Consider the following 25500-nt stretch of genomic DNA (forward strand, 5'->3'; position numbering starts at 1 on the left):
TATTGTAGGTGTTGCGGCAAACCTTTATATTTGCATTCCTTAAATTTAAAAAAAATGATCAATATTACTTTGCCCGATGGGTCAATTAGAGCGTTTGCACCTGGTGTAACTCCAATGGAGGTCGCCAAAAATATTAGTGAGGGATTTGCAAGAAATGTAATTTCAGCTTCTTTTGAAGGAACTACTATTGAAACCAGCACGCCATTAACCACGGATGGAAGTCTTATTTTATACACATGGAATGATGCTGATGGCAAAAAAGCATTTTGGCATTCCACTTCACACGTGATGGCTCAGGTGCTAGAGGAGATGTTTCCGGGCATCCAACTCACCTTAGGTCCAGCCATTGCGAATGGATTCTATTATGACGTAGATTTTGGTGATCAAAAAATCACAGAAGCCGATTTCAAAGCTATCGAGAGTCGCATGTTAGAAATTTCGAAAGAGAAACACGAATTCAAAATGCGTGCTGTTACTAAAGCTGAAGCATTAGAAGCCTACAAAAACAATGTTTATAAAACCGAATTAATTAGCAATCTAGAAGACGGCACTATTACTTTTTGTGATCATGCCAGTTTTACTGACTTGTGTAGAGGTGGACATATTCCTAATACAGGTATTATCAAAGCTGTAAAAATCATGAGTGTTGCAGGTGCCTATTGGAGAGGTGACGAAAAGAACAAGCAATTGACTCGCGTATACGGTACGTCTTTCCCTAAACAAAAAGACCTAACAGAATACCTAGAATTACTAGAGGAAGCAAAACGTCGTGACCACAGAAAACTAGGTAAAGAATTAGAGTTATTCGCTTTCTCACAGAAAGTGGGTCAAGGATTACCTTTGTGGCTACCAAAAGGAGCCGCTTTGAGAGATCGCTTGGAACAATTTTTGAAAAAAGCACAGAAAAAAGCAGGGTACGAACAAGTGGTAACCCCTCACATTGGTCAAAAAGAATTATATGTAACTTCTGGTCATTATGCTAAATACGGAGCAGATAGTTTTCAACCCATTAATACTCCTGCAGAAGGAGAAGAGTTTTTATTAAAACCAATGAACTGCCCTCATCACTGTGAGATTTACAATGTTCGCCCATGGTCTTACAAAGATTTACCGAAGCGTTATGCTGAATTTGGAACCGTTTACCGTTACGAACAAAGTGGAGAGTTGCATGGATTAACTCGTGTTCGAGGGTTTACTCAAGATGATGCACATATCTTTTGTACACCAGAACAATTGGACGAAGAATTCAAAAAAGTAATCGACTTAGTACTCTACGTTTTTGGCTCATTAGGATTCGAAAACTTTACTGCTCAAGTGTCTTTGCGCGATAAAGAAAATAGAGAGAAATACATTGGTACCGATGAAAACTGGGAAAAAGCAGAAAACGCGATTATTAATGCTGCCAAAGACAAAGGATTGAACACTGTTATTGAATATGGTGAAGCTGCTTTTTATGGTCCAAAATTGGATTTCATGGTCAAAGATGCCCTAGGAAGACAATGGCAATTAGGAACTATCCAAGTAGATTACAACTTGCCAGAGCGTTTTGAATTAACATATAAAGGTTCTGATAACGAATTGCATAGACCTGTAATGATTCATAGAGCCCCATTTGGTTCTATGGAGCGATTCATTGCTATTTTATTAGAACACACAGCAGGAAATTTCCCTCTTTGGTTAATGCCGGAACAGGCTATAATCTTGTGTTTGAGTGAGAAATATGAAAATTATGCGAAAAAAGTTTTAAATCTGCTAGAAAATCACGAAATTCGCGCCCTAATTGACAATAGAAACGAGACTATTGGAAAGAAAATTAGGGATGCCGAAATGCAGAAAACCCCATTTATGTTAATCGTAGGTGAGGAAGAGGAGAAAAACGGCACTATTTCTATCCGTCGTCACGGTCAAGAAGGCAAAGGAAATATAAGCGTAACGATAGATGAATTTGCCGCTATTGTTGAAGAAGAAATTAGCAAAACATTGAAAGTATTTACAGTTTAACTTAAATTATAAAGTCATAGCAATAAGAAGCAACAGAGGTTATCAACCTCGCGTAGAAAAAAAGGATGCCCACCGAATTAACAACAACATTCGTGGGTTACAAGAAGTAAGGCTTGTAGGAGAAAATATTGAGCCAGGTGTGTTCAAACTATCTGAGGCGTTACGTCTTGCAGATGAGTTTGAACTGGATTTGGTTGAAATTTCGCCTAATGCAGAACCTCCGGTTTGTAAGATTATGGATTATAAGAAGTTTATCTACGAGCAAAAAAAACGTGATAAAATTCTTAAGGCTAAATCTTCTCAGGTCGTGGTGAAAGAAATTCGTTTTGGTCCTCAAACTGATGAGCACGATTATGAATTTAAAAGAAAAAATGCTGAGAAATTCTTAAAAGAAGGGGCAAAACTAAAAGCATTTGTTTTCTTTAAAGGACGTTCAATCATTTACAAAGACCAAGGGCAAATTTTATTATTGCGTTTGGCTACAGATTTAGAAGAATATGGTAAAGTAGAAGCCATGCCCGTTTTAGAAGGAAAGAGAATGATTATGTTCATTGCTCCGAAGAAGAAAAAATAGTTATTAGTCAAAGCCAAAAGTCAAAAGTTTTTAAAACTGATGGCTTATTGCTATTGACATATCACTTAAAAATAAGTAAGTAAGAATAAATTAAAAATCTAGGAAAAAATGCCTAAAATGAAAACCAAATCTAGCGCCAAAAAACGTTTCAAAGTTACTGGTTCTGGAAAGATTAAAAGAAAGCATGCTTTTAAAAGTCACATCTTGACTAAAAAATCTAAAAAACGTAAATTAGCTTTGACTCACTCAGCGCTAGTTCACTCTACAGATATGAAAAGCATCAAACAACAATTAAGAATTATATAATTAGTATTAAGATTTGAGTGTTAAGTATTAAGACTTGAATCCTAAAAAAATTAAATTCTTTAGGTTAAAAACAATTTCAATAACCTTGGAGTATGGCCTTAAGTTCCTTTGATTCAATTCAGGACGCCTGCTACAAAAAAACAGTAAAATTATGCCAAGATCGGTAAATTCAGTTGCTAAAAGAGCAAGAAGAAAAAAAATAATGAAGCAAGCCAAAGGTTTCTTTGGTAGACGTAAAAACGTTTGGACAGTTGCTAAGAATGCGGTAGAGAAAGCAATGTGCTACGCTTACCGTGATAGAAAAGTGAATAAAAGAAATTTCCGTGCTTTGTGGATTCAACGTATTAACGCTGGAGCTAGATTAGAAGGAATGTCTTATTCACAATTCATTGGGAAATTAAAAGCTAATAATATCGAATTGAACCGTAAAGTTCTTGCCGATTTAGCTATGAATCACCCAGAAGCTTTCAAAGCAATACTTAATAAAGTAAAATAAACGTTTTATCAACTCAATTTATAATTACTTACTATAGAAAAGCCCCTTTCATTGAAAGGGGCTTTTTGATTGTAATAAACACACTTTCCAAGAAAACAGTGATCGGTAATAGACTTAACTGTGCTACTAGATTATCTACTAAAATAAGTGCTCTCACACTAAATATCAAAGCCTGAATGCTTTTTAATTATTAGGCAAAAGGATTATAAATAAAGACCTGCTTACTATACAATCCGTTTTTTGGATTCATGACAATTTAGTTTTAAGCCAATTTCCAACAGGTTCATCATACCATTTCAAGCAAGCATACCCTAATAAAATAGATGCGATAAAAGTTAAAATACTAAACGGAAAGGCTTCGCACAAGGGGCTTTTGGTAGTAACCACCCAAGCGGTATATATATAAATCAAGGGATAATGCGTGATATAAATTGGATAGGAAATAGCTCCTAAGAATTTACAAAGTTTTTTTGTTCTTAATTTTTGTATTCCTCCACTTGCTCCAATATATAGAATAATCGGAAAAATAAAAATAACACTCAAAGCATCATAGAGCCCATTTTGCCACAACGCCGTTTTTTCTCCAACTCTCGGCATTGCCAAGATTACAATTAGCAAAGTAGCCGACCAAAAAAAGGCGTTTTTAATAGACGTTAATTTTATGATTCGGTGCAACAATAATCCACCAAAAAAAGGAAAAAACAATCTAGCAAATCCAATATGCAATTGCTCTGAAGTCAATGACCAACCACCGATAATATCGCCGTTTGGACTAGTTATCGCCATATGAATTAAAAAACATCCTGAGAAAAACACTAAAATTGACAACGCAGTATTACTCCATTTTCTCACCCATAATGCGTACAAGATATTGGCCACATACTCGAAGAACAGGGACCACCCAGGACCATTTAAAGGATGCATTTCCTGCCAACCTCTAATATCCATAGTGGGAAGCAAGGGAAGTAATGTAAAGCCAATTATCATTACGAGAATTAATTTCCAAAATGGGACTTGATGAATTAACGGCCACAGTGATGAATCTTGAAAATAAAAACAAATAGCACCCACTAACATGCCCATGATAACCATAGGCTGCAATCGAATTAATCGAATTTTAAAAAAATCCTTTACCCTCATAGTGCTCCACCTATCATCATAAGCAAAACTGATTACAAATCCTGACAGTAAAAAGAAGAAATCCACAGCTAGATATCCGTGATTGATAATTTGATCCAAACGACTTGTGGCGTGAGCTTCCATAATATGAAATGCAACAACCATCAGCGCTGCAATTCCCCGAAGAGCATCTAAAATTTCGTAATGATTTTTGGTAGTACTACTAAAATTTGATTTCATTTTGTAACATGTATAACACCATTAATTTGTATTTGCATCGTTCAAAATCGCTTGCAGTTGTTCCTCGGTGAATTTCCCTCCTGAAAGCAAAACGAATTTACTAACGGGCATATCTCCAAGCATGGAATACAAAAAAGCCTCTGCCTTTTTTTGATCTTCGGTTACCGCTTTTGTAGATTTATCAATAAAACTTTCGGATAATACTTCGTATATCGCCTGACTATTTTTAACATTCTTAAACTCTTTGAATAATGAATTTCGGGTAAAAACAGGAATGTCTTTTGTGGTTGACTCAATATAAACCGTTTGCTGTAAGGGCAGATTTCTTGATGAATTCCCAATCCGAATATCAAACTTTCCACTATTTACTTGCCAATGATGCGTATTGCTGTTGTAATAAGCAAAATCGCGATAGGATAACTCAAACTGTATTGTTTTTTCTTCACCAGGAGCTAAAGCTACTTTTTCAAAATGTTTCAATTCATTCTCTGGTCTAGTTACTGCGGTTTCTTGTTCATGTACATACAATTGTACCACTTCTTTACCAAAAACATTCCCTGTATTTTTAACCTTTAAAGTCACTACAATTGGATCATTATCTTTGTAGTGTAACGCATTAGTATTTATAGTAGAAAAACTAAAATGGGTATAACTCAATCCGAATCCGAAAGGAAAATTAGTTTCTATTTTCTTTTTATCATAATAACGATAGCCTATGTATATCCCTTCACCATAATTGGAAACTCCTTCTTTGGAAGGAAAATCATTGGCGGTAGGTGTGTCTTCCAAACGAATAGGAAAGCTTTCAGAGAGTTTTCCTGAGGGGTTTACTTTGCCACTTAGAATATCAGCAATACCTCCTCCAGCAGCCTGACCTGCCAAATACATTTCTACAATACCGGCTACTTCATTTTTCCAAGGCATGCTTACCGAGGCACCGTTCATAAGAATGACAATGGTATTTTGATTGACTTTGGCAATTGCTTTGATTAACTGATTATGACCTGAAGGCATATCCAAATTTGCTCTATCATAACTTTCTGACTCATATACATCAGGAAGACCAGCAAAAAGGAGTACTACCTCAGCCCCCTTTGCTACTTTTACTGCTTCGGCTGTTAAACTTGCGTTCGTTTCTCCTAACGAATTGTATCCTTCAGCGAAGGTGATCGAAGAGGAGTTAAAAATCTTGTTTATTTCGTCAAATGGATTTTCTAATTGAGTGGGATTAACCTGAGAACTTCCTGCTCCTTGATATCTAGGTTTTTTGGCAAAGGTTCCAATAATCGCAATTTTCTTAGTCCCTACTTTCAAGGGCAAAATAGACTTACTGTTTTTTAACAAAACGATAGATTCTCCACTTGCTTCTCTAGCCAAAGCATGATGCAAAGCTTTGTCCACTACTACATTTTCGGAATGATTTTCTTTGGCTTTTAAAGTTATGGCAAGTGTTTCTGTTACCAGTGCATCCAATTGGGATTCAGATAGGGATTTATTAGTTACGGCCTCTATAATTTTTTTGGTATTATATCCGCCACTAGCCGGCATTTCTAAATTTAAGCCAGCCTGTACTCCCAAAACTCTATCATTAACAGCACCCCAATCTGACACTACAAAACCTTGATAACCCCATTGCTTTTTTAAAACACTAGTTAGTAAATATTCGTTTTCAGAGGCAAAAGTCCCGTTTAATTTATTGTAAGCACACATTACTGTCCAAGGTTGGGCTTCTTTCACAGCAATTTCAAAAGCTGGGAAATAAATTTCGTTCAATGTACGCTCATCAATAATAGCATTCACTGACATTCTTTCAAACTCTTGATTATTTGCAGCAAAATGTTTTAAGGAAGCTCCTACTCCATTTTTTTGCAGCCCTTGAATAAAGGCCGCTGCCATTTTTCCTGACAAAACCGGATCCTCTGAGTAATATTCAAAATTTCTTCCACCAAGTGGGGATCGTTTCATGTTGATTCCGGGGCCAAGTACAATTTGTACATCATTGGCTTGTGCTTCTGTTGCAATGGCCTTACCAATTTTCTCAAGGAGCTCTTTGTTCCATGATGAAGCAATCCCAGATGCCGTCGGAAAACAAGTGGCTGGAATACTATTTTTAAAATCAAAACCTACTGATTTTCGTAACCCATGTGTACCGTCTGTCATATAAATTGAGGGTATTCCAAGCCTCGTAATAGCTTGAGTGGACCAAGCTGAAGCACCTGAGCAAAGTGACGCTTTTTCTTCTAAAGTCATTTGCGCCACTATTTTTTGAGCTTTTTCAAAATAATTTGAGGAACTTTGTGCCTTAGTAGTTAGTGAACAACATAAGAGAACACAAAAAAAAAGAATAGATTTCATAACATATTTTATTGAGTTTATAAACTATTTACAACGCAAAAATTAGGCAATACTAAAAAACAAAAATCTGATTATCAGAAAGTTATTTTTTAAATCCTATTGCAATGTACATTTATTTTTCAATAATTAGTTACTTCCTTATCTAGAAAAAATAGTTGAGACAAGGCTATTTAATAAAAAAGGAATCAAAAATATTCCCCATACGCTTAGTACTGCCGAAGAAAAAAAGCTTATGATGACCTCTAATTTTTGAATCCAATCACTTCTGTTTAAGATTCGGTGGTTGTTTAGAAAATTCAATAGAACAACTAATTTTTTTTATGAAAACCGCTTTGAAGGATGGCATTATTAGTGCACTAAAACATCTTTTAAATCCTCTAAATCACCATCAATCATCTCTGTCTTAAGTCCAAGAATAGCCGCAATTAAGGGATAAACACAAACATTTCGAAAGGATTTTACTTTCTTTCCAATGTTAAAATTGGGGCCTTTGGCATAAAAAATGGCCTGCATATCTTTCATTTTATTATCATAGCCATGCGTTCCACCGCTCACTTTTTGATCCGTTTTGTTGACTAAACTATATCCAAAATCCGCTTCAACTACAAAGTCAAGTGCTCGTGGATTTTTGCCAAAATGAAGGCGTTTAGGTAGTTTTGGTGTCACATACCATTTAATATGTGGGACTTTCTTTAAGGCGGTAGCAATACTATCTTTGTAGCCTTCCTTGGCTTCAATGCTCATTATGGGATTGATAACTGCTGCATATCCATACCATTCTGGTTTTAAATAATTCAAAATAGCTACTTTTTTATCATTATGAATCTCAGTCATTCCATGATCAGAAACTACAATTAGATTAATTTGATTGGCTATTGGCAGTTGGTCTAATTTGTATTGCAACTCCCCTATTATACCATCCATCTCAGCAACCATTTTTTGGTTTTCCTTTGATAAAGGGCCAAAATCATGTCCGGTTTTGTCTGGCTGATCAAAATATAATGTAATTAAATGTGGTCGTTCCGATTCAGGAAGTTGGAGCCAGTCAATGATGGTTTTCATCCGTTCGGAATAACTTACTTTGTCATCATACACTTTGTAGATACTTGGACTTTTCACTCCTGTATCTGAACCTGGCCAATAATAACTAGCCGCTTTCACCCCTTGTTCCTCGGCAAGATTCCAAATAGGATTCCCTCCATAAAAGTACCCCTCTCTTTTGGCTGCGGTATTTAAAGTAAATATTTTTTGAGAAGCTTTATCAAAAAAAGCATTATTTACAATCCCATGATGGTCGGGATATAAACCTGTCGCAATAGCATAATGATTGGGAAATGTTTTCGTTGGATAACTGGGTTGCATCGAGTGAGCCTTCACTCCCTTCTTTGCTAGTAAATCGAGGTTTGGTGTTTCAAAATGATCCGGATAATCCCATCTAAATCCGTCAAGGGAAACCAAAATTACATATGGCTTTGTTGCGTTTTGAGCAACATTTTCAATACTTAGTAAGAGCAATAATAGGAATAAGCGTTTCATGAGTAGCATTTGGAAACAAAGATACGATATGCTCATTTAACGTAACTAATTAAGAACCGTATAATGCCATTAATTTAACTCTAATTTTAAACCTAAATTTCAAAAAAATGCCGCTTTGACTATGCATCACAAACTTAACTGAAAGGTGCACAAAGTTTTATGAATTGTGATACATTTGATCGAGTTAGATACCATTAAAAAAAGTTAACCGATTTGACAAAAATTTACAACAAACTAAATAAAGACTTTGATTCGTCCCATAATTAAATACATGAGAAAATTGAGGCGAAATTATCACCATTAAGAGAGTAAGAAAATGAAGTTTAGGATGGCTTACTACCTATAAATAGGGCTCAGAGAATTATGGTGTCATTTTTCAAAAACCAAAAAATTGACAAAGCGAAATATACCTTTGCAACAAAACAGGATAAAACGCCCCCTATTTCATCCAATTTAAAACATATCTATCTTAGCAACAATACATTAGGCATGTATTTTGATAACATTGCAGTTGTTAACACTAAATCAACTACAATTATGATAAAAAAAACCTTGCTCATTGAAAACAAGACTTCTATTAGTTGTAAAAATTTGCAACTGCAGATCAAATCCGAGACGAGAGAAGGAACAATTCCTATTGAAGAAATTGGGTTTCTTGTGTTAGATCATCCAGAAATATATCTCAGTATTCCTGCCATGAATCTACTCATCGAAAACAATGCTGCTGTTATTGTTTGCAATAAAAACCACCTCCCAAACGGGCAATTTCTCAACTTGAATAGCCATCATATCCAACAAGAATTGTTCAGAAATCAAATTGAAGCATCATTGCCTCTTAAGAAACAATTATGGCAACAGACCATTATCGAAAAAATTACCAATCAAGGTATTTTACTTCAGAAAATAACAGGTCAAAAAAACACTTTAGATTTTTTGGCTTCCAAAGTATTGAGTGGAGATACTAGCAATATGGAAGGCGTAGCGGCAAGTCAATATTGGAAAACCCTCCCTCTAACATCCTCAGAAGGAAAGGGAATTAAAAGGGAACGATTTGGCGATTACCCGAATAATTTTCTCAATTATGGTTATGCTATTCTAAGAGCGGCCACTGCAAGAGCCCTTTCGGGTAGTGGATTGTTGAACACTTTAGGCATTCATCATAAAAGTAAATACAACGCTTTTGCTTTGGCGGATGACATTATGGAACCCTTTCGCCCCTTGGTAGATGAAAAGGTTTTTCAAATCATTCAACAGTATGAAGAACAAGACCTCAACACCAAAATTAAAGCTGAGTTATTACAAATCCTTACACAAACGGTCTATTTTGAAGACGAAAAAAGTCCGTTGATGGTGGCTTTACAAAAAACAGCCAGCTCCTTACAACAATGTTACACGGGTGAACGAAAAAAGATAAAATATCCAAAATTATGGATCTAAACGGGTACCGAATCATGTGGTTATTTGTATTTTTTGACTTGCCCACCGAAACCAAAAAGAATCGGAGAAACGCTTCGCAATTTAGAGGCAATTTACTCAAAGATGGTTTCAGCATGATGCAATTCTCCGTTTACATACGGCATTGTGCCAGTAGTGAAAGTGCCGATGTGCACGAAAAAAGGATCCACAACCTCTTACCGCCTATGGGTAAAGTAAGTATACTCCGAATTACCGACAAACAATTTGGCAACATTATGAATTTTTGGGGCAAAGCCGAAGTTCCAAAAGCACCGCAACCCACACAATTGGAATTGTTTTAATCTATAAAATGAAAAATGCCTCAATCTTGCTTTATCAGGGCAAAAAAGAGGCATTTTTTAGTACGATATCTTCAATTAATCTCTTGATTATTAGAAGGTAACCAACCAACTAATATCGTGTCTTCTAATCTTTAATCAAACCACAACCGCAAAACCTTTCACCAACAACGCCGCCCCAATATCGTGTCTTCTAATCTTTAATCAAACCACAACTTTACGCGTTTTATTGTTTACTTTTGCCCTAATATCGTGTCTTCTAATCTTTAATCAAACCACAACCGGCAGTACAGGAACCATGGCTACGCAAAAAATATCGTGTCTTCTAATCTTTAATCAAACCACAACTGCTTGATTCAACTCCTCAACTTCTTCAAGAATATCGTGTCTTCTAATCTTTAATCAAACCACAACCATAAGGGTTTGTATTAAGCGGATATTTTTAATATCGTGTCTTCTAATCTTTAATCAAACCACAACTACGAATACCGAGGAGGTAAATTCCGAAAAAATATCGTGTCTTCTAATCTTTAATCAAACCACAACCGGCACTTGTGTCACCAACGGATTTACGTAAATATCGTGTCTTCTAATCTTTAATCAAACCACAACGTGGGGGGTGTATTCTCTTTCAGCGCCTGCAATATCGTGTCTTCTAATCTTTAATCAAACCACAACGCTACTAAATTGCTTTGAGCGTCTATTTTTAATATCGTGTCTTCTAATCTTTAATCAAACCACAACGTAAAAGAGTTTGTCCAAGAAAATTATTTAAATATCGTGTCTTCTAATCTTTAATCAAACCACAACTGAAAGCTACTGCATCCCTGCTGGGAGGATACCCTACCTTTCAGTTGTGGTTTGAGAGGTTTAAGAGTTTGAAAACTTTATGTCAAAGAACACTCTTTAAATATTATTTTAAACCAATCCTAATCTCATTTTAAATTCGGCTAGCATTTCTTCACGAGTTTGCTTTTTTGCCAATCCACTTTTTTCAGCTTTATCAATTTTTGCTTGAATCTTCTTGATTTGCTCTTTTGTTAATTTTGATTCGTCCATAATTATATTTTTTCAAACTTACCCGAAGGTAATACTTTAAAATCAATTCCCTCAACAAAAGCATTAAATTGACCTGGACTCATTTTTCTTGTCGGTTTAATTTCGCCTAATTTAAAATCACCATCTGGTTTATACTTATCCTTTTTAATGTCATCAGATTTTCTAGCTTCTTTAAAATATCTCAATTGAATAACTCCGTATTCATCAACTTTACCTGAAGATCTAGATATTCTATTAATAGACAATCCTTCAATAATATATATTCTTCCCGAAAAATCAATTATCTCAGTTATATCTATATGATTTTCCACTGTTTTGTCATAAAAAATTACTTGTTGTCCCTTTTTCAAAACAACATCTCTATTATTACTTTTAGCAATCGGGATTTGTGTTTTTTTACCTTTAACTTCTTTTTCTTTGAATAAAGGATAAAACCCTTCTCCTGTTTTTTGCAATTTGGCTAGAGTAAAATTGTTAATTAACTCAAATTCTCGTTTTCCATCCAATTCATAAATCGCCATAGCATAATTCTCGTCATTCTGACCATATACTTTTTGTTTATGTTCGTGACGGGATTTTGATAAGGCACTGTGCTCTTTGATATGCAGCGGATTTTTTACGGAGTTGGCATACAAACGAACTTTCTGAATTGGAATTCCTTTTTCTTCATTCATCCAAACTTTTTGATTATCGGCAATTTTATTTTTTTGTTGAGGATTGGAAGAAATGAGCAAAACTTTATTGGCAATGGCTTCTTTTACTTTTTCTTTTACTACTTCATCTACAATGTTTTCTACATCAGTGCCCTTAATACTTTCTATATCTTTACGGATTACATAACGGATTTCTTCTTGATTCAAAGGATTCTTAATGGCTCCGTAAATACTATCTTGATGCAAAGATCCACGAACGGTATCGCCTTGTTGCACTCTTGGTATTCTCTTTCCTTCAGAATTTAACTTATAAATTATTTTACCATTTTCATCTTTTCGAGGTACTTTTTTACTGTTTTCATCTTTGGTCATTTCAGCCAAATACTGTTTTTTACCACGAACACGAATAATTTTCTTCGACTGTTTTTTTACATTATCAGGCGTGTGATGCGAAACCAATATTTCTTCCACTATTTTCTTAATATCTTCTGTGAAAGTCGACCAAGGTTTAGAATCGGCTAATAATTTTCTAGCCAATGGTAAGTTTTCATTGTCTTCATCTGTCCAAGCTTTTGCTAATACATCGTACTTGTCTTTGGTCATACAAGCAATAGTTATAGCATCTATTGTATGATGCGTATGCTTACTACGGTCTTTTTCTACATAATATTTTTTACCGTCTTTACTATAACTTTCCTGAATACCCCATATTTTTCTAAATTCGGCAACCATTCCCCCTTTTACACTTTCCACTCTGGTGAAATAAGAGTTTAAATACGCACGAGAATACTTGGTTATAATTCCAGTGTCGGGGATTTGACTGTTTTTAAAACCTACTTTTGGTTCTTTCCAAACAAATCGATCGTATTTACTTTTAAGATAATCTCTTTTCAATGTTAAAAAATGTCTTCTTCGAATTTTCTTATCTTTAGCATCTTTGGTTGCAGCAGCTTTTATACCTTTAGAAAGCTGTTCAATTTCCCACGATAGTTTGTCGGCTTCAAGACGCCAATGATCAATATAGGGTAGGATTAATTCATAGTTATTTAATTCTGTTGGCATTTGTTTTTTCTTAATATCTCGATTAAATTTCTTGCTGCAAAGTGTCTTATTCATTAATGAGTTATCTTGAGAAATGCTTCTTGGAACTGTATGCTCAATATCATAATCTGGATTCTCTCCTATAATTTGGTGAATTCCAATTTTTTTACTTATTCCATTATTTATTGATGCTTCATAAATCTCCATACCATTTTGTTCTTCCCATAATTGGTATCTTAAAATATCATCTCCGGTTGGTTCAATATCTTTCTGGGTTGCAGCCTTATAATCCTCTTTAATTTTTAATGCAATTTCCGCTCTTTTACTTTGATTTTCCTTTTGAAAATCTTGAATCGCTTTCCTTTTGTTAGCATCGTTTAACTCTCGAGCCAATTCGATATGTACTCTTGTTTTTTCATCTACTAAACCTTCAATAATCAAGGTGTTTAAAACTTTACGTAACTGATGTAAAGCCCGCATTGCCATTGGATTTTTAATCGATGAAATTAATGGACTACCTAAAACAACTTTTTTATTACCAAACTCATCTTCAATTACTTTCTTTTTGAAAACATCAATATCCGATGGATGAAAAAGTTTATTCAACTTGTTAGGATTATTGCAATAGATTTCACCATCTTCATTTTCACCTTTTAAAAATTCCAATACTTTTTCGTCTAAGCGCTTAACAGAAATGTATTCGTATTTCTTTAATTGTTCTATAAAAACTGGGAATAATTCCTCTACAATTTCTTTTTGATTTTCGATTTCTTTAAAAAACGAACTCACTTTTTTAACTAAATCTGCTTTATAAGACGATTCTGCTTCTATTGAATAATAACAATTGTTTACTTTACAATCTTTAATTAACCCGTTTACTATTTCTAGTTTACTGTTCTCAAAACTATTGTTTTCAATAATTTCAGCAATTCTATTTTGGATGTACAGTCTTTCTTCTGGATTATTCCAAATGTTTTCGTCTACAATCTTTTCAATATTAGCCATAAATACCGCATGCGAATAGAGCAAACCTTGTTTGAGATAGGGAAGTATTTTATTAATCGCACTTAAACTCAAACTCGCAAAATCTTTCTTCAATCTTATTTTAGAAAACGATTTGGCTCTTTTTTCATCCAAACCTAATTTCTCCATCGCATACTCTTCCAAATAAGCATCTGAAGTAGAAACGGTCAACAAATGCCATAAATCTTTATAATCTACCTCTCGTTTTACAAATTTGCCTTTACTATTTTTGGCTTCATATGTCCAAGTTTTTGTATTCCATTCTTCTCCAAATACATTTTTTAAAGAGGCTGAAACTACACAACCAGCAACACTATCTTTTGCTTTGTAATTAAAAATATACGAGGCTGCTTTTGCACTTGAAGACTTATAAAAATCAGGAGTATATCCTTTTGGAGTAAGCTCTTTGGATAGGTCTTCGAAATTAAAGTTGTCTTTTTTTCTAAAAAACTTTGGAATTAATTGTTGCTTTTCTTCTATAGTTAAAAAACGCATTTGTTCGTCTTGTGGTGTTTTAATTTTAATAGTATTAAGATAAGACCACATACGATAGGCTTCAAAATCAGGATGAGAAATGGCGCATCGAGATTTCGTTTTATCCAAAGAACATTTTCCAATTAATCCTTTTTGTGATTTTAAAGGTCGTTGAAAAAATATGGCTCGGTATAACTCTTTAGCCAAACCAGAATATCTTTTTTCAGGTATATTCTCATTTTTGTTAATTGAACTTAAATTTTGCACTTCGCAAATTTTTTCAAATTCATTCAAATAATGAGATTCGCGAGCTGTGTAATGATTTCGTATTTTGCCTTTGTTGTATAAACTAAAAAAGTATTGTCCTAAAGTTTCAAAGCCACCATCCTTTATAGCTTGGGAAATCTCTCCAATTTCTTGTTTTACTGCGCCTTGGTCTTCTTTTCTATTTAATCTAGCTATGATTTCTGTTTTAGCTTTTTCAAATTCATTTGCTTTAATTATTTTATCTAAAGCATTGTATAAAGATTTAAGCTTCTTTTCACCCTCATCTAACTCCTTCGCATTTTTATCTAAAATATCCAAGCCATCAAAATATTCCTGAATTTCAATCTTTAAGTCGTTAATGGTGGTTGTTTCTTCTATTCTGCTTTCAATGTTTGGAGCATGCAACTCAATAACACCCTCAGCGGATTGATCTAAACGATTACTTAAGAAACCTCTTCTTTGTGCCAAATGATAAAAAGCTCGTCCTAATTCATAAAGTGCAACCTTATCTTTACTCGCTTTATCTCTAAATACATAGGGGTTAATATTATTGTCGTCATCGGTACGCAACCACTTTAAGAACTCTGGATTTATTGGATATTGCTTAAACCCTGATTTACGCCAAGCCTCTACTTCATCAAGAGATAACGGACACATCCCATTTTTTGACAATACTTTTAAAGTTTCATATTTACGAAGTTTTCTTCTAAATTTAATTTTACGTGCACTTCTATAACCTGTTCTTTCAGCTGCTCTAGAACTTTCAATTCCTTTTTCGGACTTCACCCCCTCAGAAAATATTCTAACTCCTTTATCTACCAATGAAAACTCATTACCTTCTTTATCCACAATCGCCCACCCAATCGAGTTGGTACCTAAATCTAATCCTAATATTTTTGCCATAGTTCGCTCTATTTTGTAAGAATTTTTAAAGCTATGAAAAAAATAATTACCCACATTACGGTTTTCCGCATTAGGATTAAAGATTTTTTTTCCTACATTTACCTCAGATTAAAACTTCTAATCTTTAATCTTATCACAATAAGGCTATATGCCGTAGGTGCAAACCTTTAGTCCTGCTTCGGTGGGACTTTTTTTTGGGGTGTAGCGACTGGTTTTTGATATGTCCTGATCCTTTTTAAAATTCATACGGTAGAACTTTCAGATTCGTCCTGACCAACTTTCAGATTCGTCCGTATGAACCGATGAATCGACCGCGGTCGATTGACTAATTGACCGGGGTCGATTCATCAATCAACCGCGGTCAATTTTATGAATCATCAGTACAATTCGTTATCTTTGTAAGTATCAACCAAAAAAAACAACCGCATGCCTGTACCTTATACTATTGTTCAAAAAAAAATTCCTAGTAGTACACCACCCTCTATCACCTATTATCCAAGGGTTACTAAAAGTGGCGTCTTAAATTTAGACGATCTTTCGGAAAGAGTCGCTGCTAGTTGCTCTGTAACACCTTCGGATTGTTATGCCGTGGTAATTGGTTTGGTCAATGAAATTGCTAACAGCCTTGAGCAAGGCAATATTGTTCATCTAGGCCATTTAGGAGCCTTTCAAGTTAGTGTACAAAGCCATGCAAGCGCTACACCCGAAGAGGTAAATCCTTCGAAAATCAAACGCAGCACCATTATTTTTCGCCCGGGTAAAAAATTAAAACAAATGCTATCAAAACTTGTTTTTATTCCTAAATTGTAAACTCTATTTCACCCCTAACAACAAACACTTTAACACATGACTGATTATTTCCCTTTACTCATTACTTTTTTACTAGCACTTGTCCTAGGTTGCTTTATTGGAAAATTGTTTTTCGGACAACAAGCCAAATCTTCTTTATTGCTTTTGGATGAAAAAAATCAAATGATGGAGGCACAGCATAGTAAAGAAAAAATTGCGCTTGAAAAACAATTACAATCGCAGCTTGAGGAAAAGGAAATCATTAGAAATGAAAAAGATAGTTTGGCCATTCAACTCTCTAAAAAAGAAGTAGATTTTGACAATTTGCTAGAGCGACATAAAGAACAAAAAAATGAAGTGGAACAACTTCAGGAAAAATTCACCAAAGAATTCGAAAACTTAGCCAATAAAATTCTAGACGAAAAATCGAATAAATTTACGGAACAGAACAAGGAAAATATGAAGAATATCTTGAGTCCGCTTCAAGATAAAATTCAGTTATTCGAGAAAAAAGTGGAAGATACTCATAAGGAAAGCATTGACTATCATGCAGCGCTACGTCAGCAAATTCTAGGGCTGCGTGAAATGAATTTACAAATGAGTAAAGAAACCCTCAACTTGACCAAAGCCCTAAAAGGCGACAGTAAAATGCAAGGGAATTGGGGAGAATTAGTATTGGAACGCGTACTTGAAAAATCAGGATTAGAAAAAGGACGAGAATATGATGTACAAGTTAGCCATATAAACGAGGGTGGCAATCGTGTTTTTCCAGATGTTGTAATTAATTTACCTGATGGTAAAAAAATGATTGTCGACTCCAAAGTTTCCTTAACCGCTTATGAAAAATATATCAACGAAGAGGATGAAACCATCAAAGCTACCTTATTAAAGGAACATGTTTTTTCGATAAAACGCCATGTGGATCAATTGGGTGAGAAAAACTACCAAGACTTGTACCAAATGGAAAGTCCCGATTTTGTATTGCTTTTTATCCCAATTGAGCCTGCATTTGCCATTGCGTTAAATGAAGATACCGCCTTGTATAATAAAGCTTTTGAAAAAAATATCGTAATTGTGACTCCCTCCACATTATTGGCCACACTACGCACTATCGACAGTATGTGGACTAACCAAAAGCAACAAGAAAATGCGGTTGAAATAGCAAGACAAGCAGGGGCTTTGTATGATAAATTCGAGGGTTTTGTGGCAGATTTGATCAAAATTGGAAAGAAAATAGACGAAAGTAAAGTAGAATACGGAGCCGCAATGAATAAGCTAGTTGACGGAAAAGGCAACCTGATTGTAAGTGTAGAAAAGTTAAAAAAGATGGGGGCCAAAGCTAAAAAGGCCTTACCCGAGAATGTCCTAAAGAGAGCAGAAACAGATTCAAGTAACCTTTTAAACTAAAACAGATGAAAAAAATTGCCGCTATATTGCTATTTGCTGGAGTGCTTGTTGTTTCTATTTACATGGCTTTCATTTACTACATCCCAGTGAGTGATGGTGTGCGTTCGGGAGAATTGATTCGGTTAAGCCACAAAGGGGTGATCATCAAAACATGGGAAGGGGAATTGAGTCAAGGAATTTCTGGAGCACAAATTTTCCGTTTTTCTGTTTTGGACAAAGACAAAAACGTAATTGATAGCTTAAAAGTACTTCAAGGACACTATGTTCGTTTGACTTATGAAGAAAAAAAACGCACTTTCATTTGGTGGGGCGAAACACGCTTTTTTATCACCTCAGTTCAAAAAGAAGCCTCTCCATTTAATAATCGTTAGCACATGACTACCCTATTTAAACCAGTTGCTGCATCGCACGTTACAATTTCTGAGCTGATGTTGCCCTCTCATACTAATTTTAGTGGCAAAATACACGGTGGATACATCCTTTCCTTGTTAGATCAAATTGCCTTCGCATGCGCCTCTAAGTTTTCCGGAAATTATTGTGTTACTGCCTCAGTAGACACCGTCAATTTTTTACAGCCCATAGAAGTAGGCGAGTTGGTCACCATGAAAGCTTCAGTAAATTATGTGGGGCGCAGTTCCATGATAGTAGGCATTCGCGTAGAAGCAGAAAACATCAGAACCGGAAGCATCAAGCATTGCAATTCCTCCTATTTTACAATGGTGGCGAAGGATGCGTTTGGAAAAAGTGTCGCTGTTCCCGGATTGATTCTTCAAACGGAAAACGATTTGAGACGATTTAGTAGTGGATTAAAACAAATTGAGTTAAAAAAAATACACGAGGAACACGAAGAAGCATTTGATTTCCGCTCAAAAGAAAACCTAAAATTGATATCAAATCACAAGATTAAGTTAGAATTACAACTTTCTTAACAACTCAAAATAATTAAATGAATTAATTTGCTGAACCTACTTATAAAACGTAACTTTAAGTAACAAGAAGCTTTAATTCAAATGAAAAAAACTACATTTTTACTAATTTCTCTCTGTAGTTTATGGGTACAAGCTCAGAATGAATGGTCGACTACCGCAGGAAGTATTCGATTTGAAGCTTCAGTGCCTTTATTTGAAGAAATAAAAGCCGTAAATAATAATGTCAATTGTTTCGTTTCCTTTGCTACTAATGAAATAAACTGTTCCTTGTTCATTCAACAATTTAAATTTAAGAAAGAGTTGATGCAAAAACATTTTAATGAGCACTATTTAGAAAGTGATCGGTATCCAAAAGCGCAATTTATTGGAAAAATCGAGAAATTAGAATACCAATTATTAACCGATCAACCCCAAGAATACCAACTCAAAGGAATTCTAAAAATTCACGGAAAATCCAAACCCTTATTCTGCAAGATCACCTTACATAAAAAGAATGAAGAAATAGAAATTGATACTTCATTTACCATTAATACAGAAGATTTCACAATAGAAATTCCACCCATTGTAGCCTCCAAAATATCAAAAGAAGTTGCCATTACATTACACGCAATAGTTAGGGAATGACATAAATTTTAAACACATGAATAGAATACAGAGTTTTTTAGATTTACACAAAGGAGAAGAAGACAAACAAAAAGTATTAGAAAATGTAAAGGCGAATATTTCCTTTAGAGGATCTACGGTTTGGATTTTGGCCTGTGCAATAGTTGTTGCTTCCGTAGGGCTTAACGTGAATTCTACCGCGGTAATTATTGGAGCGATGTTAATTTCTCCTTTGATGGGACCTATTGTAGGAGCTGGATTTAGTCTGGGTATTTTTGATTTTGAATTATTAAAAAAAGCCGCTAAAAATCTTTTAATTGCTACGATAGTAAGTTTACTGGTTTCTACCGTTTACTTTTTACTGACTCCCTTCAAAGAAACACAAGCCGAGTTGTTAGCACGAACCTCACCTAATATTTACGACATTTTAATTGCCTTTTTTGGTGGATTAGTAGGTGTTATCGCCATTACTAGAGTAGAAAAAGGTAATCCCATTCCGGGGGTAGCCATTGCAACAGCGCTTATGCCTCCGCTATGCACGGCTGGTTATGGATTGGCTATTGGAAATTGGAAATTTTTTCTAGGTGCTTTATTTTTGTATACCATCAATTGTGTCTTTATCTGTATATCCACTTTCATCATAGTTAAATATTTAAAGTATCCTGAGGTAAATCATGTGGACCAAAAGTATCGCAAACAAATCAAATATACCATCTCCACCATCTTAGCGCTACTGATTCTACCAAGCGTATATTTTGCTTATTTGTTAGCACAAGAAAAAAAGTACCATCAAAAAGTAGAATTGTTCTTAAATCAAGAATTTAATGAAAATGGCGTTACCATTGTTTACCAAAAAATCAATTACAAATCCAATCCTAAAAGTATAGAATTAGCGTTTTTAAACAAGAAAGTAAATGGCAAAGAAGAAAAAACACTGAATACCCTTTTAAAAAAGTATAAAATTGAAAACACTCAACTGGTAATCAAACAAGATACTACTGATATTAAGAAATTAATTACAGAGAATTATGCGAATGAGAATTCAAAAGAAACCAAAAAAGATTTAATCATCTTAAATTTAAAAAACAAACTAAAAGCCAATTCTTTTGACAACAAAGGATTAAGAGAAGAGATCACCATTTTTTTTCCTGAAATCACCAATCTCTCTATTGCCAATCACATCTTTAATGAAAATACAGATAGCACCCTCACGAAAACAGTTGCTATATACAATAGTAAAAAACCATTGACTGCAAATGATGAAAAAAAGTTAAAAGAATGGTTGACGAAAAGAGTCAAAAAGAAAAACATCGTAATTTTAAAAGAAAGCGCTAATTAAACATTGGGTAACAACGCCCGCTTAGTCATTTATTTTAAAACACGATTGACTTGTGCAAAGTTTCTGTGATAGTAATTTTCTTTGGTAGAAGAAATAATAACACCATTGGATGTGGAGGAATGAATAAACTTAATCTCATCTCCTGCTACATCTATTACCATCCCCACATGATTAATTCGCCCACTACCTCTTGTTTTAAAGAATATCAAATCTCCTTTTTTAGCTTCTAAAGGATCTATTTTTAGTCCAACATTAGCTTGTTCAATCGAAGATCTTGGCAATTTAATATCAAAGGCATCAAAGGTGGTAAACATCAAACCTGAACAATCGAACCCAGCTCTAGTGGTTCCGCCAGAACGATATCGAACGCCTAAATTATCTGAAGCTTTCTCTATTAAATGATCTGCAACAGCAAAATCACCAAATATTTTAGTAGTGGATTCGTCAGCTGTAACTAGGCTTTCGTTTTTAGTAGTTTCAAGTAGGGCAGCATCCGTTGGAATTAGAGTTCCTTCACCTACTTTTAAAACCATACCTACTCTTAGTGTATTTTGAATTGAAGGGTTTAACCGTTCTAATTCGTTTAATGTAATGTTGTATTTTTTGGCTATTCCAAATTTTGTTTCTTTGGCTATTACTACGTGTTCCGCTGTTTTTGTAACTATACTTTCATTAAGTGCCTGGGGAGAGGCAGTAGTTGTTACCATTTCTGTTTTAGAAGCGCCTTCCTCTTTCAAAAGATCAGTGCTTTCGAGCGTGGTACTCTGAATAGCAACCTGGTTATTATTCAATAAAGGAACATTTAATACTTGCCCTATAGCTAATTTTTTATTGACAAGAGTTGGATTCAATTGCTCTAATTCAGCCACCGATAGGTTGTATTTTTTAGATACTCCATATTTTGTTTCGGTTGCCATAACCGTATGTAATTGGAGTGAAGGGGTAGTGGAAATGGAAGTGGTTGCTTTTAAAGTCTCCTTCTGATTGGAATCAATAGCACTTCTTTGAACCATGCTGTCTTTCTCCACTTCAGCCACTTCTTGAGGTAATACAAAGTTATCAGGAAGAACCAATTTGAGCTGCTGTCCCACTTTTAATCCTTCAAGTTCGATAGATGGATTGCTTTTTTTAATATCTCCCACCGAGATAGCATATTTTTTAGCTATACCAAATAAAGTCTCCTTTGCAATTACTTCATGAGCCACAATTTGGGTCTTTTTTTGTTTTGTACTTGATTGTTTTTTAGCGATCTCCTTTTTATAACTCTTATTTGGAATTTTAAGTATCGCATTTAGCTTCAAAATCCCCGAAGCATTAGGATTGAGTTCGAAAATTACTTTTTGACTTACTTGATATTTTTCAGCGATAGAAGAAATCGTTTCCCCTTTAGCAATAGCATGTTTAATAAATTTCTCTTGGGAAAAAACGCTCGAAGTAGCCATCACAAAAAGCCAAAAAATCAATCCAAAATATCTCATGATTGTTTTTAAAAAAATTAGGGGTTATTTTTATTAAAAAGTTGAAAGTCGTTCGTTTATCTTAAAAAAAGCAATATGTTTTTAGTAAAAATTATAGTTTTTTCAAGAAATACAAATATACTTTTTTTAGTAAATAAAAGTGTTAAATCAACAATAAATTCACACTATAAAAAGTCTATAAGGGAGCTAATATACTGAACAATTACTCCACATTAGTTCAAAAAAAAGCCTGAGTAAAAAAACTCAGGCTTTTGTAAAATAAGATGCTACTATTAAAGCACCATTTGTTTGTTAGATGGTGCAAATTTTGTCAAATTAATACCATCTACAGCGGCAATATATTCTTCAATAGTTGGCGTTCTACCAAGTACTGTAGAAAGTACGACAACTGGAGTGGAGGAAAGTAATGATTCTCCTTTTTTCCCTTCTGAATCTTCTACCACTCTACCTTGGAAAAGACGCGTTGAAGTAGCCATTACGGTATCTCCCTTCTCTGCTTTTTCTTGATTTCCCATACAAAGATTACATCCTGGTCGTTCTAAATATAACATATTTTCATATTTAGTTCGAGCTGCAGCTTTTGGTGCATTGTCATCAAATTCAAATCCAGAATATTTTTGCAGCACTTCCCAATCTCCTTCAGCTTTCAACTCATCTACAATATTATAGGTAGGCGGAGCTACTACCAAAGGGGATTTAAACGCTACTTTTCCTTGTTGTGCTTCTACATTCTTTAGCATTTGTGCCAAGATTTTCATATCTCCTTTATGCACCATACAAGACCCTATGAATCCTAGATCTACTTTTTTTGTTCCCCCATAAAACGACAAAGGTCTAATGGTATCGTGAGTATATCGTTTTGAAACGTCTGCATTATTAACATCTGGATCAGCAATCATTGGCTCAACAATTTGATCCAAATCGATTTCTACTTCAGCGTAATACTTCGCAGTTGCATCGGGCGTCAATGCTGGTTTTGTACCTGTTTTGATTTCTTCAATTCTTGCATTTGCTTTATCAATTAGTCCTTGAAGCACTTTATTATGATTATCCATCCCTTTGTCAATCATAATCTGAATACGACTTTTGGCAATTTCTAGAGATTCAATTAGTGTAGCATCTTCAGAGATACAAATTGCTGCTTTTGCTTTCATTTCAGCAGACCAATCTGTAAAAGTAAAGGCTTGATCAGCAGTTAAAGTTCCTAAATGCACCTCAATAACTCTACCTTGGAAAACATTCTCTCCTGCAAATTTTTTCAACATTTGCGCTTGTGTTGCATGCACTACATCACGGAAATCCATATAACTTTTCATTGTTCCTTTAAAAGTCACTTTTACCGATTCTGGAATCGGCATAGAGGCTTCACCTGTAGCTAATGCTAAAGCAACTGTCCCTGAATCTGCACCAAAAGCAACTCCTTTTGACATTCTGGTGTGAGAATCTCCACCGATAATAATCGCCCAATCATCGATTGTAATATCGTTAAGTACTTTATGAATAACATCCGTCATCGCATGATATTGTCCTTTTGGATCACGTCCAGTAATCAAGCCAAAGTCATTCATAAATTTCATTAATTTCGGAATGTTGGCTTGTGCTTTCTTATCCCAAACGGAAGCTGTATGACAACCTGATTGGTAAGCTCCATCGACAATTGGCGAAATAACCGTTGCAGCCATTGACTCTAGCTCCTGAGCGGTCATCAAACCCGTAGTATCTTGAGAACCTACAATATTTACGGTTACACGAACATCAGAACCAGCGTGTAATACTTTTTTAGAAATTGTACCTACAGCATTTCTGTTGAATATTTTTTCAACAGCTGTAAGCCCTTGCCCATCGATAGAAATTTCTTTAGAGGGAGCATATACTAACGGAATATCAATCCCTAAAAGGTTTGCTGCAAAAGTTTGCAATTTTTTCCCAAAAACGATAGCATAAGATCCACCTGCTTTAATAAACTCCATTTTTTGTGGCGTAAATGCTTTAGCAATATCAATCAATTCTTGATCGCCGTTGTATAATTTTTTTGTCTTACTATTAATAGTTAATACCGTTCCTGTAGCTACTGAATACACTTCTTCTAAAATAGGATCACCACTTTCGTTTAAGACTGGTTTACCGTTTTCGTCAAGTTTCTTAACCCAATTCTTCAAATCAATTCCAATTCCGCCCGTAACATCAACTGTGGTTAAAAAAATAGGAGAAATACCATTCGTACCTCCAACGATCGGTGCGAAATTAACAAAAGGCACATAAGGACTTGCTTGTTTACCGGTCCAAAGCGCCACATTATTCACTCCCGACATTCTAGAAGACCCAACCCCCATAGTTCCTCTTTCGGCAATTAACATTACTGATTTATCAGGATGCTGAGCTTGCAAAGCTTTGATTTCATCTTGAGCTTGAGGCGTAATCATGCATTTACCATGCAATTCACGATCTGATCTAGAATGCGCTTGGTTTCCTGGTGAAAGCAAATCTGTAGAAATATCTCCTACACCGGCTACAAAAGTCACCACTTTAACTTCTTCAGGCACCTCTGGTAATTTAGTGAAAAATTCAGCTTGAGCATAACTCTTTATTACCTCTGTGGCCACTTGATTACCTTTATCAAAAGCTGCTTTTAAACGAGCCATATCAGCATCATAAAGATAGACTTGTGTTTTCAACACTTTACCTGCCTCACTTGCTATAGCCACATCCGCTCCTAAAGCTAAATCAAGTAAGACCTCCATTGAAGGCCCCCCTTTCATATGTGACAACAATTCAAAAGCAAAAGCTGGTGTAATTTCAGCAACCACAGCCTCTCCAAGAATGATAGTTTTCAAAAACTTTGCTTTCACAGTTGCCGCACTCGTTGTTCCGGGAATTGTATTATAAATGAAAAAACGTAGCGAATCTGCTCTATTTACATTATTCTCGTCTTTTATTTGCTCAATAATTTCACTCAACAATTCCGCACCATCTATTGGTTTTGGATGAAGTCCTTGAAGTTTACGCTCTTCAATTTCCTTTAGGTAATCATTATAAGTATTCATAAAGGTTATGTTTAAAAGATTTATGCCATCGCTTCTCAAACGATAGAGAAACCAAAGGCAAAAGTTAATTTATACTAGTTATTTTTTGAAAGCAAAGCTAGGAATTAAAG

General features: G+C 34.9%; 19 protein-coding genes and 1 CRISPR repeat array. Of the genes, 12 read left to right on the forward strand and 7 right to left on the reverse strand.

The features are described from left to right. Positions 1–54: 54 nt before the first annotated feature. The 4 genes from thrS to rplT all read left to right on the forward strand — a co-directional run bounded on the left by thrS (position 55) and on the right by rplT (position 3377). Positions 55–2001 (forward strand): threonine--tRNA ligase, encoded by a 1947-nt coding sequence (gene thrS / locus ACSVH7_RS13465; protein WP_438067220.1) that lies wholly within the window; start codon positions 55–57, stop codon positions 1999–2001. A 22-nt stretch (positions 2002–2023) separates the two neighbouring features. Continuing rightward, positions 2024–2575, forward strand: coding sequence for a translation initiation factor IF-3 (gene infC, locus ACSVH7_RS13470; RefSeq protein ID WP_438067343.1), 552 nt, complete (start codon positions 2024–2026; stop codon positions 2573–2575). A 108-nt stretch (positions 2576–2683) separates the two neighbouring features. Next, the gene (gene rpmI, locus ACSVH7_RS13475) at positions 2684–2881 is read left to right on the forward strand and encodes a 50S ribosomal protein L35 (protein WP_007810722.1); all 198 of its coding nucleotides are present in this window, start codon (positions 2684–2686) and stop codon (positions 2879–2881) included. 151 nt (positions 2882–3032) lie between these two features. Beyond that, positions 3033–3377, forward strand: coding sequence for a 50S ribosomal protein L20 (rplT, locus tag ACSVH7_RS13480; RefSeq protein WP_342693462.1), 345 nt, complete (start codon positions 3033–3035; stop codon positions 3375–3377). 246 nt (positions 3378–3623) lie between these two features. Here the strand turns inward: rplT and ACSVH7_RS13485 are convergent, their stop codons facing one another. The 3 genes from ACSVH7_RS13485 to ACSVH7_RS13495 form a co-directional block, all read right to left on the reverse strand. Further along, complete coding sequence (locus tag ACSVH7_RS13485; protein WP_438067221.1) at positions 3624–4736, reverse strand: acyltransferase family protein; 1113 nt, start codon at positions 4734–4736, stop codon at positions 3624–3626. Positions 4737–4757: 21 nt separating this feature from the next. After that, on the reverse strand, positions 4758–6986 hold the full coding sequence (locus tag ACSVH7_RS13490; protein WP_438067222.1) for a beta-glucosidase: 2229 nt from the start codon (positions 6984–6986) through the stop codon (positions 4758–4760). A 453-nt stretch (positions 6987–7439) separates the two neighbouring features. Beyond that, positions 7440–8627, reverse strand: coding sequence for an ectonucleotide pyrophosphatase/phosphodiesterase (locus ACSVH7_RS13495; RefSeq protein WP_438067223.1), 1188 nt, complete (start codon positions 8625–8627; stop codon positions 7440–7442). A 537-nt stretch (positions 8628–9164) separates the two neighbouring features. Between ACSVH7_RS13495 and cas1 the strand changes: the two genes are divergently transcribed. Continuing rightward, the gene (gene cas1 / locus ACSVH7_RS13500; RefSeq protein WP_438067224.1) at positions 9165–10064 is read left to right on the forward strand and encodes a type II CRISPR-associated endonuclease Cas1; all 900 of its coding nucleotides are present in this window, start codon (positions 9165–9167) and stop codon (positions 10062–10064) included. A 14-nt stretch (positions 10065–10078) separates the two neighbouring features. Then, positions 10079–10384 (forward strand): CRISPR-associated endonuclease Cas2, encoded by a 306-nt coding sequence (gene cas2, locus ACSVH7_RS13505; protein ID WP_438067225.1) that lies wholly within the window; start codon positions 10079–10081, stop codon positions 10382–10384. 111 nt (positions 10385–10495) lie between these two features. Beyond that, positions 10496–11191: direct repeats of the CRISPR family, unit length 36 nt; unit sequence AATATCGTGTCTTCTAATCTTTAATCAAACCACAAC. Between the two features lie 108 nt (positions 11192–11299). Here the strand turns inward: cas2 and ACSVH7_RS13510 are convergent. After that, positions 11300–11440, reverse strand: a complete 141-nt coding sequence (locus tag ACSVH7_RS13510; protein WP_438067226.1) for a hypothetical protein — start codon at positions 11438–11440, stop codon at positions 11300–11302. Between the two features lie 2 nt (positions 11441–11442). Then, complete coding sequence (gene cas9, locus ACSVH7_RS13515; protein ID WP_438067227.1) at positions 11443–15801, reverse strand: type II CRISPR RNA-guided endonuclease Cas9; 4359 nt, start codon at positions 15799–15801, stop codon at positions 11443–11445. Between the two features lie 426 nt (positions 15802–16227). Here cas9 and ACSVH7_RS13520 point away from each other — a divergent pair, with 426 nt between their 5' ends. The 6 genes from ACSVH7_RS13520 (at position 16228) to ACSVH7_RS13545 (ending at position 20868) form a co-directional block, all read left to right on the forward strand. Further along, positions 16228–16611 (forward strand): HU family DNA-binding protein, encoded by a 384-nt coding sequence (locus ACSVH7_RS13520; protein ID WP_438067228.1) that lies wholly within the window; start codon positions 16228–16230, stop codon positions 16609–16611. Positions 16612–16647: 36 nt separating this feature from the next. After that, a complete protein-coding gene (rmuC, locus tag ACSVH7_RS13525) occupies positions 16648–17997 on the forward strand; it encodes a DNA recombination protein RmuC (protein ID WP_438067229.1) in 1350 nt (449 codons plus the stop codon). 5 nt (positions 17998–18002) lie between these two features. Next, the gene (locus tag ACSVH7_RS13530) at positions 18003–18368 is read left to right on the forward strand and encodes a 6-phosphogluconate dehydrogenase (protein WP_438067230.1); all 366 of its coding nucleotides are present in this window, start codon (positions 18003–18005) and stop codon (positions 18366–18368) included. A gap of 3 nt (positions 18369–18371) precedes the next feature. Next, on the forward strand, positions 18372–18926 hold the full coding sequence (locus ACSVH7_RS13535) for an acyl-CoA thioesterase (protein ID WP_438067231.1): 555 nt from the start codon (positions 18372–18374) through the stop codon (positions 18924–18926). Between the two features lie 81 nt (positions 18927–19007). After that, positions 19008–19550: a YceI family protein gene (locus tag ACSVH7_RS13540; RefSeq protein WP_438067232.1), complete on the forward strand. Its 543-nt coding sequence runs from the start codon at positions 19008–19010 to the stop codon at positions 19548–19550. A gap of 16 nt (positions 19551–19566) precedes the next feature. Further along, on the forward strand, positions 19567–20868 hold the full coding sequence (locus ACSVH7_RS13545; protein WP_438067233.1) for a TIGR00341 family protein: 1302 nt from the start codon (positions 19567–19569) through the stop codon (positions 20866–20868). A 29-nt stretch (positions 20869–20897) separates the two neighbouring features. Here the strand turns inward: ACSVH7_RS13545 and ACSVH7_RS13550 are convergent, their stop codons facing one another. Next, entirely contained in the window at positions 20898–22346 is a 1449-nt protein-coding gene (locus tag ACSVH7_RS13550) for a LysM peptidoglycan-binding domain-containing protein (protein WP_438067234.1), read from the reverse strand. A 272-nt stretch (positions 22347–22618) separates the two neighbouring features. Beyond that, the gene (locus ACSVH7_RS13555) at positions 22619–25390 is read right to left on the reverse strand and encodes a bifunctional aconitate hydratase 2/2-methylisocitrate dehydratase (protein WP_438067235.1); all 2772 of its coding nucleotides are present in this window, start codon (positions 25388–25390) and stop codon (positions 22619–22621) included. Positions 25391–25500 lie beyond the last annotated feature (110 nt).

The sequence above is a fragment of the Flavobacterium sp. TSSA_36 genome, assembly GCF_051547165.1.
Lineage (GTDB): Bacteria > Bacteroidota > Bacteroidia > Flavobacteriales > Flavobacteriaceae > Flavobacterium.